This window comes from Citrobacter sp. RHBSTW-00599 (genome assembly GCF_013784065.1).
Lineage (GTDB): Bacteria > Pseudomonadota > Gammaproteobacteria > Enterobacterales > Enterobacteriaceae > Citrobacter > Citrobacter braakii.
The window spans coordinates 3,059,749-3,072,021 of sequence record NZ_CP056717.1; the positions used below are offsets into that span (position 1 = coordinate 3,059,749).

A 12,273-nucleotide genomic window follows, 5' to 3' on the forward strand; every position below is an offset into this window, starting at 1 on the left:
GAAGCCGCGATGATGCTCACGATTAGCTCGGCAAATTTCATCTTCAATACGTTTCTCTGCGGACTCCAGAGCGCCAGCAATCCCCTCAAATTCATCCCAACGAATGATTGGCGCGTAAACATCACCAGAGCCGCGCTTCAGTCTGATATCTGAAATAATCGCCTGAGCCTGTTTGTTGAGTGCTGTCATTGGGCAGACTCCTGTTCGACTTGGGTAAAGACGGTGGCAAAGCAATGCGGGCAGCCCAGCGTTTCCATCCCGTACTTATTTTTTTTCACTACAACCAGTTCAGGTCGTGTGGAGATTTTTTTACAGCGGCGGCACTTCATGGATTTGCTCATAGCGCGGGTCCTTTGCGAAGTTGGGCGGCGCGATTGCTGGCCTGCTGTAGAACCATCTTCCAGCCAACAACCTCATGCATATCAGAGGAGCAAAGTTGGTTGGAGAATTTGACCAGCATTGTTTCAGCCACGCCAGCCAGACTATCAAGCTCACTGGCCCGCGCTTCAGCCAGGAAAGCGTCGGTCGCCGGGGTTTCCATTGCAGCCTTCAGCACGTCGACGTACCACTCGCAATACCGGTAATCCAGCATTCCATCAGCCTGCTCAATCCACATATCCGGTGCAGTGGCGAAATCGGCCGCTTTTTTCAGCGCCGCGTTTTCAGCAGCTACCCCCGCCAGCTCCCTGCACTTGCTCTCGGCGTTAGCGAGCTGTACTGCCATGCAGTTGTAATCACGAATCAACGCAGTTACCTGATTGTCACTAATGTCACACATTCCATCTTCATCAATCTCAGAAACCCAGCGTTCAATATTTTCTCTGCTGCTCATGCTGATGCTCTCCCGTAAAACGCCAGTACACGCTGCATAGCTGGACTTGTGCGGCAAATTGATGTGACCATGTTTTTGCTCATGTTCGATTTGAGCTGCTTGATGTTCAGCTCACCGCCAGGCTGAAGTGAATAGACCGGGCGATGCGGCTCGCCAGTGCGGATTACTACCGCTCTGCGTACCAGGTGAAGCAGCAGGTTGTGTGATTTCTTGCAGTCGCATCCCAGCAGGCTCTGGACCTGACGAGGCGTTATGGTCTGGTTAACCCGAAGGAAATCGACGATTGCCCACAATGATTTGCTTGCCATAGTGATTTGCCCTCGAGGTTATTTAACGATCCGGAGATGGCTAACATTCTTGCGATAGCTTCCCCAGTCAAAGTTCACCCACATCCCGCCATCCATCTGGAGGCGATCGATAACCCGCGCACCCAACGCGCCGAGAAGTTCGTCATGGTTCAGATTCGTCAGAACGCCAACTGGACGCATCGACGACAGCCGACGGTCGATAACCTGATTCAGGATAACTTTCTCCCCGTTGCTACCGCGCTGAATACCGACCTCATCCAGCACCAGCAGATCGACTTTGCAGAGGTCGTCCAGCAATGCGGCCTCTGACTGACCACCGTCGTAGCACTCGCGAACGCGCAGCATCAGGTCAGGAATTGTCACCACCAGCACAGATTGACCACCGGACAAGAGATGATTTCCGATCGCTGCTGCCAGATGGTTTTTACCGGTACCAGGCCCGCCACTGAACACGAAGCTCGCAAAGCCAGCACCAAAGTTCTGTGCGTAGCTTTTCGCCATGGTGTAGGCCTTTCGCTGTTGCTCTCCGGATACTTCGTAGTTGGCGAACGTGCAGCTGCGGTGCAGGCTCTGGATACCAGATCGACCGAAGATTTTCTCTGTGCGCGCTTTCTGATTCCGCTTTCCCAGCTCTTCGCAATGTTTCAGGCCTTCTTCACGCTGCCACGCCAGCAGTTCTGCTGCGCTGGTGAACTTCGGCTGTACGCCAGGCGGAATGAGTTTTTTCAGGCGCTCAAGAGCGCTGCCAGTACCAATCATGTTTTTCATCGCTACCCCCTGAACCCTGGTGGAATGGTGTTATCCGGAATCGGAATGCGATTAACATCCCTGGCGGGTGATGGGTTCGCCCTTTGGATTCGACTACGCGATTGCAGCAGGCTGTCAGCAAATGTCTGCTCCCAGGCTTGCTGATGCTTAATCTTCCCATCTGGGGCCCAGTAATCCCGGAACTGCTGGAGTTCTTCAGGGGTATAGCCCGGCTCTGTACCGAGGACTCTTCCCCAGAGGCGAGCTTTGCCAACGAAGTCGGTCGAAGGCACCCAATCATCGGTGATCGGGAATTTCCCCAATGGACCAAAATCCATGCCGGTTCCGAAATCATCTTCCTGGGGTTTGGGTGGGGTAGCTGGCGGAGGTGTGTAATTACCAGAAGTATTCTCCCCAGATTGACTATCGCCCGCGCGTTCTCTCTCTGGGTTTATATCTTCTCTTCTCTTCTCTTCTCTGCGGTTATCCGTAACGTTATTAGTAACGTTAGGCGTTACGTTACTTTCTTGGTGTTTTTTACGTTCGCGAAACTCCTTCTGGCGCTGCGCATTTGTCTTGGCCGTAGCTGAGCGCATATCACCTGACGTATTGTATTCATTGAAGTTTGGAAGAATGACGCAGTTATTCTCCGCATCATAAATGGCCCAGCCTACGGTTGATAATGCAGCCCCAAAACCGGGTACTCCGACAATATCATCGATATCAGACAGGTCTGCATTTTCAAATACACCGTTACGCGAGTGTTCATTTGCCGCAGACCAAAACGTTACTAGTAACGACACCGTAACGTTACGGGTTACGTTACGCGTTACAACGTCTGATAACGTGGTGTTATGCGAAAGTGTGAACATTTTTCCCACCTCCGGTGAACGCTCCAGTATTCGCGCAATTCCGTTCACCTTCGGGCTGGTGACCAGTGATGTACGCATCTTTATCCAGTCTCCGGCCATTAAGTCCTCCTGAAGAATAATTAAGGGAAGATTTATCCAGTCGCGGTCCGACACGCTGGCAAAACAATTTGTTGTTAGGCATACTTACCCCGCAATGATTTCGCAATGAATTGCACCAGAAAGCCGTTGGTGTTCGCGCACCGCGGCTTTCGCCATTTTTGAACCGGTCATATAGCCCCCAGCATCATCTGCACCATCTCCATCAGCGGACCAGTTAACCCAGGGTCAACGCGATACATCTCCACGATCCCCTCGCTCAGTTCTTTCAGCTTCTGATGACGTGGCGCATCCATCGCGACAGCAATCTTCGCTTCGCTGGTTTCTTTCTCCATACGTGCCAGGCGAGCCATGATGTTGTCTTCTGGCAGCAGGCGACTGCGGTACACAATCGGCAGGACAGCGAGGATTGCCGGGGTCAGCTGGCGGACGTTCTCGCGGTAACGTTCGCTGTTGAAATGGTTGTCCAGGAAGCGGAACAGCTTCTGGCGCTTTCGGCAGAGATCGTCAGGGAAAGTGATGTCGTCTCCCCCCTGCGCCTGGTACTCTTCGATAATCAGAGCCGTCACTACGTCCTGACCATCGGCACCAGCCCAGGAGCGGACCGCGTCACGAATGGCATCATGTTTATCGCCATGCTCTTGTTGAGTGCGATTTATCATCGCGGACGAATGGAATCCGGTATTTTGTTGGTACGTAAGTGATTGCATAGTGCTTTCCCTTTCGTGGTTAATTTGCTGTCAGGCTGCTTTTGGTTTGCTGATCTCAAGAATTTGGGTGGTGGTAAATCGCCCCTCTGAAGCTTCAGCAATCTTCGACGCATAATCCGTCTCACCGGTGTAATCAGTGCGTGGTAAACAGCCGCTATTGATCCATTTGTAAATTGCACGCGGACTGCGCTCACAAGCTTTTGCTACTACAGGTACGCGAATCATTTTGATGATTTCGCCAAGACTAATAGGTTGCATTCTTTGACCCTCAAATTGAACTGTAAGTACATATTATGTTGGAACTGATAGTTCACGCAAGTGATATTATGATTGAACCTATGGTTCAGGAAGAAAAAGCGCGAAAAGACTTTTCCCATAGGCTAGCGCTGGCCTGCGATAAAGCTGGTTTGCCGGTACATGGTCGTCAGGCTGAAATAGCCAAAAATATGAAGCTGACACCAAAAGCTGTAAGCAAATGGTTTAACGGGGAATCAATTCCAAGGCGTGGGAAGCTGCAAGAGCTTGCTGCGAGCATAGGTACAACTTCAGCTTACCTGCTAGGTGACAGCGTGGCTGATGGTATTGTGGAGGGGCACTTACAGAAATCGACCGAAACATTTCGTATAGACGTACTCGATGTAGCTGTTAGCGCTGGACCGGGCGTGATCAATAGTGAGTTCGTAGAGGTATTACGCTCCGTGGAGTACTCAGTAGAAGATGCACGTCAGATGTTTAATGGTCGTAAACAGGAACAGATCCGCATCATCAACGTTCGCGGTGACAGCATGTCTGGAACGATTGAGCCTGGTGATTTGCTGTTTGTCGATATAAGCGTTCAACACTTTGATGGTGATGGAATTTACGCTTTCCTGTACGACGAAACAGCTCATGTTAAGCGACTTCAGAAGATGAAAGACAAACTACTGGTAATCTCAGACAACCAGACCTATCGCCCGTGGGAGCCAATTGAGAAGGAAGAGATGAACAAGATTTTCGTCTTCGGAAAGGTGATCGGCAGCATGCCGCAGACCTACCGTAAGCATGGGTAGAAAGGAAATGTCTGCTTCATCTTTATGATTCATCCATTCAAATGAAAAAGGAGGTGGCTGATGAAAAACAAAAGCTCTAAATACCTTGAAAAAATACGACCTCAATTAGAATGTGTAACTGTTGAGCAATTTTCTGCTTATCTGAATGCTGTGGGTGCCAGTAAAAAATGTCTTTCTTGTGGTAGTCACGAGCTTGTCGCTTTAACAACGAACAGATTGCCTGACTCACTCTCGCCAGAAGATCAACTAATTGACCCAGAAGGCATTTTTGAAAAGTATACGTTCATGAAAATTCACTACGGGTATTCCGAATTAGATATAATCGTTGGATCCGATATTTTTTTTAGGACGACTTGCAAGAACTGCGGATTCACAATGAGCTATGTAGCCCCCAAAGTTACTCACTGGATACAAAAGGAAAAAGAGTCTCATACTGATGAATGACGTGTTTGATTATGAGAATGTACAATACCTGTTCCCACAAGAGGTTGAAAAGGATAACATCCGTTCCAGGAAAGATGCTGGAGATGGTGATTTGGTCGCTATGAGCAAAGATGAACTTGACGCTAGAATGGCTCAAAACAAAGCAGAGGTGGATGTAGTTGCCGCCGAGATGCGACGCGAGATGGCTGAGTTTCGAGCCTTTCAAGCGCAGCAGTTTTCTGCAATGAATACATCTATGTCTGAAATTAAAGCGCAGATTTCAGGCGTTAATGGCGAAGTAACTGGGTTAAAGGGGCAGATTGATGGGCTGAAAACCACATCTGCAACTCTTCAGTGGATGGTTGGCGCCATCCTGGCGCTACTGGCGGTTATCCTTGCACTTCCTCAAGTGCAAACCTACCTAAAACCAGTCGAAATAATCCAGCCAGCACCAGCACCAGCACCAGCACCACAAAATAATAAATAACCCGGCCACCGCGCCGGGTTTTTACTGTCCTTTCCTCAAGAACTCCGCCGCATCCCTCAAAACCCCCTTGTGAATCACATTGCCCACCGTCTTCCTCTTGGCTTCCAGGCTATCCACAATCGCATCCCGACTAATCACTACCCCATCAATAATTAACTCAACCACCGCCCCACCAATCTCGCCAGAGATGAAAGCTGCGCGATCTTCCAGCAATTCATCACGTGACATATCCATACCTAAGCCCATAGCAACAATCTCTCTGATGTTTTTTTGAGCATAACAGGAATCAAATAAAAAATAAATTACCTTAAAGTTCATAGAATTATGACCAACTGAACTAACTGATTTATTGAAATGTACTTTAGGTACTTTACTTTAGTGAACTCATGGTACATTATCATCTCATCGCGAAACACTAAGCGCATAAGGTTTAACGCTCAGCTGGCCGGCTATAAGGCAAAACAGAAGTGAGCTTCGCGGTGGTGAACTGCAGAGTTAAAACGCTCAACTGTGAAGATCAGCACCACGGCACCACCAGCGAAGTTCACTCAGCAATAGTGGAGAACATCATGGTTCATCAGCACTACGGTACACAGACGGTAAACCGCGGCGCAGTTCAGCCTGGAATGCTCGTCAAACACAAGGATTCAACCTGGACGGCATCAGCTAATGCTCGTGGTCGTTTGTATCTGCATCGCGGCGTTGAGATGACTTACACCAGGGATTTGCTGGTTGAAGTTTATCTGAACGGTCTGGGGAATGGCCTCAGCCATTAACGGAGAGTGTCATGCAAGACAAGAAATGCGGTTATTGCAGCAAACCGGTTAAACCGGAAGAGGTAATCAAAAGCACCCTTCTCTATCGCAACGGCTCACAGCTGGCGCGCAAAGAGAAAGAGTACTGTTCCAGACGTTGCGCTTCGCACGACCAGATGGCTCACGAAGGCTAACGTACACCCCGCGCAAGGCGGGATCTACGTCCGGTGGCACCGACCAAAGTTACACCGGAAACAACATCAAAACCAAAGTTAACCCAATGGGCGCTATCAATGGCCCGGGGATTCTAACACCCAAAAATGAGGATCTCACATGGAATTCTTTAATGTGGTTAAAGCCACTCAGAAATCCGGAAAACAAGATGCAGTGGTCTGGTTCACTGCGAAAACCGAGGCTCGCGCTAACCTGCAGCTGGACGTTGCACTGGAAGATGCTGGCATCGAAACAGGTCGCGGTAAAGACTATGCCAAACCGATTCGCACAGATTTCCCTGTGTACAACGACCTGCCAGAAGAAGGCGAAGTTGATTTCACCTGGTGCGATCGTTACGAACTAGCCGAAGACCAGCGCACCTGGCAGCCAAAAGCAGCTGGCACCGTTGACGCAACTATCCCTTCCGATGTGAAAACTACTGTTGAAGTAGCGACTGCTGACGAAAATGTCTCGTTAGAAAACCGCACACCAGCCGTCCGCTTCGCCGTTCACCTGATCAGCGACAAATATCAGACACATGTCAGTAAAGACCAGCACATGGCCGCCAGCGAAATGTCTTTAGATGAAGGAAACATATACCTGCATAACCTGCTGCAAGCCAAAAACGACACCCCTGAAGTTGGCGAACTCAGTCTTAACGCTGAATGGAAACTGATTCAGGCGATTAAAGACATCTTCGAACAGGGTGAAGAACACGAACCTGAAGTGATCGCTGCTTTCATGTCTGACTGGGTGACCGCAGAAGCTGCTGACCGCAATCAGTTGGTAGAAAACTGGTGCAGTGGCAAGTTTCCTCTGCTCAAAACTGAAACCACCAGCGGTGCTGACGTTACAACGGGTCAAGATCTCACCGTTATTGACGGTACCCAGTTTGACGAGAACAGCCAGGCCGAAGATGGCGTCGTTGGTGGTGAAGTCGGTACCGAAGAGCAATCTCAGCAGTCAGAGCAGCCGAACCTGATCGTCGTTGCCACCCTGCCATTCCGCCAGCGCGTACTGGCTCAGTTCATTGGTGATGGTGAATATCTCTATCACATCGACGCTGGGCAGAAAAACGAGATTGTCCGCCTTGAGATGGACACTGATGACACGTACATCCAGAACCTACTGCTGGCTGCTGAGAATGTGGAAGCATTCAAAAAAGCCATTGAGCACGATATTCATAAAGTCGTGAATGCCGTTAAGAAAGTCTTCCCTGTCGACGGTAAAAAACCGGAACTGGCAACAGTTATCCAGTTCCTGACGGTGTGGTTCAAAACTGATTACATCGACCGTGGCATCCTGGCGCGCGAATGGGCCGCCGGTAACCGCATCAGCGATGTTCAGCGCACCGATTCCGGTACCAACGCCGACGGCGGATATGTCACTGATCGTGGCGAAGGCGCACACCACACGCTGGATACTCTGGATTTAGAGATTGCCTGCGCCCTGCTCCCAATGGACTTTAACCATCTTGAAATCCCGGGGAGCATCCACCGCCGCGCCAAAGAGATAGTGGCCAACAAAGAACAACCGTGGAAATCATGGAGCAGCATCCTGCGCAATCAGCCTGGCGTGCTGTCGGTCAATCGCGCTGCCATTTTCAATCTGGTGCGCATCGCGCCGGAAAATATTCACATGACGCCGGCTGCTCATCTGGAGTTCGTTAACCAGACCATGACAGCTGAGTTCAATTCAGCGGTTGAGTTGTTGCCATTGTCTGAAGCAGCACCTGCGGCAACGGAAATGTCCTCCGCCCCTGAAAGCGTCGAGCCGTCTCGCAAATCCTTTTGCACTCACGAAGAGAACCTGCAGCGCGTGCGTGAAGAAGGCGCGCGCCGCCGCGCCGAGGAAGCAGTTGCACAACCTCAGGTCGAGAACCTCGGCGGCGGTGTGTTCTCTATTGAAGGCCTGATGGGTGATCAACAACCAAAAACAGATGACCGTTCACCACTTAATGAGGAAACCACCAGCGATGTGCAGATGGAAGAAACTGTCAGTGATGAAGAACAGACTGGTGATGAAGTGCAGTCAGGCGAAAGCAGTCTGGAAACTGGTGAAGAGTCACATACCGGCCAGCAAGCCGATGTGAAACAAAAACCAGAAAATGCGCATCAGAATGATGAATCCGTGCATCAAAACATCCAAAAAGTTAATCAAACCGAGCCAGAAGCGCAATCTGAAGAACCGGCTGTTGTGTATCCAGCCTACTTCGAGCCTGGCCGCTATGAAGGTCTGCCGAATGAGGTTTATCACGCAGCGAACGGGATCAGTAGCACGCAGGTAAAAGACGCCCGCGTCAGCCTGATGTACTTCAATGCGCGCCACGTTGAGAAAACGATCACCAAAGAGCGTTCTCCGGTACTGGACATGGGTAACCTGGTGCACGGCCTTGCGTTGCAGCCAGAGCAGCTCGATGAAGAGTTCAGCGTTGAACCGGCGATACCAGAAGGCGCGTTCACCACAACGGCAACAATCCGCGCGTTTATCGATGAGTACAACGCCAGCCTGCCAGCGCAATTGAGCGCCGACGATATCAAAGCGTTGCTGGAAGAATACAACACCACTCTGCCTGCTCAGGTGCCACTGGGTGGGTCCGTCGAGGAAACTGGCCAGAGCTACATGTCTCTGCCCGAAGAGTACCAGCGTATCGAAGCGGACCAGAAGCAGACCGCAGCGGCGATGAAAGCCTGCATCAAGGAATACAACGCCACTCTGCCTGCTCAGGTGAAAACTAGCGGTAGTCGTGATGCGTTACTCGAGCAGTTGGCAATCATCAATCCTGACCTAGTAGCGCAGGAAGCGCAGAAACCCGCGCCGCTGAAAGTGTCCGGTACCAAAGCTGATCTGATTCAGGTCGTTAAGTCTGTTAATCCAGACGCCGTCTTTGCCGACGAGCTGCTGGATGCGTGGCGCGAGAATCCGCAAGGGAAAGTGCTAGTCACCCGTCAGCAACTGAGCACCGCACTGGCCATTCAGAAAGCCCTGCTACAGCACCCAACCGCCGGGATGCTACTCCAGCACCCGAGCCGCGCCGTGGAGGTCAGCTACTTTGGCTTTGACGACGAAACCGGGCTTGAAGTCCGCGTTCGTCCAGACCTTGAGATCGACCTGGACGGAGTGCGCATCGGTGCCGACCTGAAAACCATCAGCATGTGGAACATTAAGCAGGAAGGCCTGCGCGCCAAACTGCACCGCGAAATCATCGACCGTGACTATCACCTGAGCGCCGCCATGTATTGCGAGACCGCAGCCCTGGACCAGTTCTTCTGGATTTTCGTCAACAAAGACGAGAACTACCACTGGATCGCCATCATCGAGGCATCCGCCGAACTGCTGGAGCTGGGCATGCTCGAGTACCGCAAGGCGATGCGCGCTATCGCTACCGGCTTTGACACTGGCGAATGGCCAGCGCCGATCACCGCTGATTACACCGACGAACTGAACGACTTCGACCTGCGCCGCCTTGAAGCGCTGCGCACTCAGGCATAAGGGGAATGACGATGGAAAACACAAATATCGTAACTGCGGAGCAGCAGGCTCCAAACACTATCTCTGCCACTAACTCCATTTTTAATGTGCAGGCACTCAGTCAGTTGACAGCATTTGCAAATCTCATGGCTGACGCAACTATCGCCGTCCCTGATCATTTGGTGGGCAAACCTGCCGACTGCATGGCGATTGTTATGCAGGCCATGCAGTGGGGTATGAACCCGTACGCTGTCGCGCAAAAAACCTTCTTCGTCAACGGGAAGCTTGGTTATGAAGCGCAACTCATCAGTGCAATTCTCTCCAGTTCAGGCGCTATCCGTGGTCGCTTTCATTATGAGTACGGCGGGAATTGGGAAAATTGCATTCGCAGCAAAGATGTCACCGTTAAAAAGATGGGCAGCAAGGGTGCATATGAAAAAACTGAAAGAGTTCGCGACTGGTCAGATGAAGATGAGGATGGTTTATATATTCGCGCTGGCGCGATTATCCGGGGTGAATCGGAAATAACCTGGGGTGAGCCATTGTATCTGGCCAGCGTGGCAATCAGAAATTCCCCGCTATGGGTTACAAAACCAAAGCAGCAGATTTTATACCTCGCCACGAAGGACTGGTCAAAGGCCTATTGCCCCGCCGCGGTCATGGGGTTTCAGGATGCAGACGATCTCTCCTATCGCGAAGAGAAGGAGATTAACCCGGCGCCGCAACGCGTTAGCCTGGCGGATATCTCAGGTGACACCGTCACAACCATGCAGAGCGCACAGGAATCATCGCTAAATATCGGCTCACTGGCCGATGATTTCCGCGAACGCATCGATGCTGCACAGGATGTTGATAGCGCCAAAGCACTGCGCGCTGATATCGAAAGTGCGAAGGTCACGCTCGGTTCTGCCCTGTTCACCGAACTGAAGAACAAAGCAGTTAAGCGCTATTACCTGGTCGATTCACGCAACAAGGTTGAAGCCGCGATCAACTCCCTACCGTCTCCGGACGAACCGGATGCAGCAGCACGGTTTGGGGAAGTTGAGCGAGTTCTTGCAACTGCGAAACGTCATCTGGGCGACGAGCTGCACGATCAGTTCAGCATCACCCTGGCGGATATGAAACCGGAATACGTGGCCTAAGGGAGGCGGGAGGGAGAACCCTCCCGGTAACGACATGTTAAGAGAAGAATCTGTCAAGCACCCGGCGATCCGTTATCACGGCGGTAAATTCCGCCTGGCATCTTGGATTATCCCTCAGATGCCAGAGCACATTTGCTACGTAGAACCGTTCGGTGGTGCAGCTGGCGTGCTTCTGCAAAAGCCCCGCAGCTACGCGGAAGTTTATAACGACCTGGATGGCGAGGTGGTGAACCTGTTCCGCGTGCTACGTGACCCGGAAATGAATCAACGCCTGCGCGATGCTTGCGCATTAACGCCTTACTCACGTGATGAGTTCTGCGCAGCAAGGGAGGTTGTCACGGAGTCCGTAGAGCGCGCTCGCCGCATGGTTGTTCGTGCCTGCATGGGTTTTGGTTCTGCATCCGGCATCGGTGGCAACTCGGGATTTCGCAGCGACAGTAAGCGCAAATACGCCACGGCGGCGCACCTGTGGGAGCGTTATCCCGAAAATCTGTCGGCGGTCTGCCAGCGCCTGCAGGGAGTCATCATCGAAAACAAAGACGCGCTAGCAGTGATGCGCGCCCACGATGCCAAAACGACATTGCATTACATCGATCCGCCATATGTACCGGAAACCCGCGTACAGGGTAACCGCTATTACAACCATGAAATGACAGTCGAAGGTCACGAACAACTGCTGGCTGTGGCCAGAACGATGACTGGCATGGTGATGATCAGCGGGTACGACTCTGATGTTTACAACGACATGCTGGTCGGTTGGCAGAAGATGGAAAAATCATCACGCATTAGCGCAGGAAGAGGTACGAAAGTCAGAACTGAATGCCTGTGGAGCAATCCCGAAGCACAACAGACGGAGCGTGCAGCATGAAACTGATTAACCGTGCCAATCAGCAATCCCCATTAGCGCGCCAGGCATGCGACATCGCACTGGCTACCCACCAGCAACGCTACGGCGACTACGGGCGTAGCAAGATGAAAGAGACGTACACGGTGAGAGTTGAAGGCGTGAAGGTCTGGGTAGAAGTAGTGAACCGCAAGGCCAGCTACGTGGCCACGGCGATGACAGGTATGCGCCGGCTGCGCGCACTGCCGGGTCAGGTTTCTTGATAACGATATTTCATTAACAGTTTTCCGGCAGCTCTATAATGAGTTGCCGGATCCGGAGGTA

The 12,273-nt window shown here is 51.5% G+C and carries 17 protein-coding genes; 9 read left to right on the forward strand and 8 right to left on the reverse strand.

The window, feature by feature from the left end; translation table 11 throughout:
* Window positions 1-185 precede the first annotated feature (185 nt).
* From HV243_RS15140 to HV243_RS15170, 7 genes are all read right to left on the reverse strand, one after another.
* Window positions 186-341 carry a hypothetical protein gene (locus tag HV243_RS15140; protein WP_181603848.1) on the reverse strand — a complete coding sequence of 52 codons (156 nt, stop codon included), beginning with the start codon at window positions 339-341 and terminating at the stop codon, window positions 186-188.
* Window positions 338-832, reverse strand: coding sequence for a hypothetical protein (locus HV243_RS15145; protein WP_181603849.1), 495 nt, complete (start codon window positions 830-832; stop codon window positions 338-340). Before HV243_RS15145 ends, HV243_RS15140 begins: the two co-directional genes overlap by 4 nt.
* Window positions 829-1,140, reverse strand: a complete 312-nt coding sequence (locus HV243_RS15150) for a hypothetical protein (RefSeq protein ID WP_149330388.1) — start codon at window positions 1,138-1,140, stop codon at window positions 829-831. Before HV243_RS15150 ends, HV243_RS15145 begins: the two co-directional genes overlap by 4 nt.
* 18 nt (window positions 1,141-1,158) lie before the next feature.
* Window positions 1,159-1,908 (reverse strand): ATP-binding protein, encoded by a 750-nt coding sequence (locus HV243_RS15155; protein WP_149330387.1) that lies wholly within the window; start codon window positions 1,906-1,908, stop codon window positions 1,159-1,161.
* A gap of 2 nt (window positions 1,909-1,910) precedes the next feature.
* The gene (locus HV243_RS15160; RefSeq protein WP_149330386.1) at window positions 1,911-2,858 is read right to left on the reverse strand and encodes a DnaT-like ssDNA-binding domain-containing protein; all 948 of its coding nucleotides are present in this window, start codon (window positions 2,856-2,858) and stop codon (window positions 1,911-1,913) included.
* 167 nt (window positions 2,859-3,025) lie between these two features.
* Window positions 3,026-3,565, reverse strand: a complete 540-nt coding sequence (locus HV243_RS15165; protein ID WP_149330385.1) for a toxin YdaT domain-containing protein — start codon at window positions 3,563-3,565, stop codon at window positions 3,026-3,028.
* A gap of 30 nt (window positions 3,566-3,595) precedes the next feature.
* A complete protein-coding gene (locus HV243_RS15170) occupies window positions 3,596-3,823 on the reverse strand; it encodes a hypothetical protein (RefSeq protein WP_016156713.1) in 228 nt (75 codons plus the stop codon).
* Between the two features lie 35 nt (window positions 3,824-3,858).
* Between HV243_RS15170 and HV243_RS15175 the strand changes: the two genes are divergently transcribed.
* Genes HV243_RS15175 through HV243_RS15185 form a run of 3 tightly spaced genes read left to right on the forward strand, consistent with a single transcriptional unit; the run spans window position 3,859 to window position 5,524 of the window.
* The gene (locus HV243_RS15175) at window positions 3,859-4,614 is read left to right on the forward strand and encodes an XRE family transcriptional regulator (protein WP_249415222.1); all 756 of its coding nucleotides are present in this window, start codon (window positions 3,859-3,861) and stop codon (window positions 4,612-4,614) included.
* A 60-nt stretch (window positions 4,615-4,674) separates the two neighbouring features.
* On the forward strand, window positions 4,675-5,058 hold the full coding sequence (locus HV243_RS15180) for a hypothetical protein (protein ID WP_137398756.1): 384 nt from the start codon (window positions 4,675-4,677) through the stop codon (window positions 5,056-5,058).
* Window positions 5,051-5,524, forward strand: a complete 474-nt coding sequence (locus HV243_RS15185) for a hypothetical protein (protein ID WP_181603850.1) — start codon at window positions 5,051-5,053, stop codon at window positions 5,522-5,524. Before HV243_RS15180 ends, HV243_RS15185 begins: the two co-directional genes overlap by 8 nt.
* Before the next feature lie 21 nt (window positions 5,525-5,545).
* On the opposite strand, the gene HV243_RS15190 is transcribed toward HV243_RS15185, so the two are convergent.
* Window positions 5,546-5,770, reverse strand: coding sequence for a hypothetical protein (locus HV243_RS15190; protein WP_137400020.1), 225 nt, complete (start codon window positions 5,768-5,770; stop codon window positions 5,546-5,548).
* A 323-nt stretch (window positions 5,771-6,093) separates the two neighbouring features.
* Between HV243_RS15190 and HV243_RS15195 the strand changes: the two genes are divergently transcribed.
* From HV243_RS15195 to HV243_RS15220, 6 genes are all read left to right on the forward strand, one after another.
* On the forward strand, window positions 6,094-6,300 hold the full coding sequence (locus HV243_RS15195) for a hypothetical protein (protein WP_016156718.1): 207 nt from the start codon (window positions 6,094-6,096) through the stop codon (window positions 6,298-6,300).
* A gap of 11 nt (window positions 6,301-6,311) precedes the next feature.
* On the forward strand, window positions 6,312-6,473 hold the full coding sequence (locus tag HV243_RS15200; RefSeq protein ID WP_053389201.1) for a YdaE family protein: 162 nt from the start codon (window positions 6,312-6,314) through the stop codon (window positions 6,471-6,473).
* Between the two features lie 139 nt (window positions 6,474-6,612).
* Window positions 6,613-9,984, forward strand: coding sequence for a RecE family exodeoxyribonuclease (locus tag HV243_RS15205; RefSeq protein ID WP_149330383.1), 3,372 nt, complete (start codon window positions 6,613-6,615; stop codon window positions 9,982-9,984).
* Between the two features lie 11 nt (window positions 9,985-9,995).
* On the forward strand, window positions 9,996-11,105 hold the full coding sequence (locus tag HV243_RS15210; RefSeq protein WP_053389203.1) for a RecT family recombinase: 1,110 nt from the start codon (window positions 9,996-9,998) through the stop codon (window positions 11,103-11,105).
* 34 nt (window positions 11,106-11,139) lie between these two features.
* Window positions 11,140-11,973, forward strand: a complete 834-nt coding sequence (locus HV243_RS15215; RefSeq protein WP_053389204.1) for a DNA adenine methylase — start codon at window positions 11,140-11,142, stop codon at window positions 11,971-11,973.
* Entirely contained in the window at window positions 11,970-12,212 is a 243-nt protein-coding gene (locus HV243_RS15220; RefSeq protein WP_053389205.1) for a DUF4060 family protein, read from the forward strand. The genes HV243_RS15215 and HV243_RS15220 overlap by 4 nt, the downstream gene beginning before the upstream one ends.
* The last annotated feature ends 61 nt before the right edge of the window (window positions 12,213-12,273 follow it).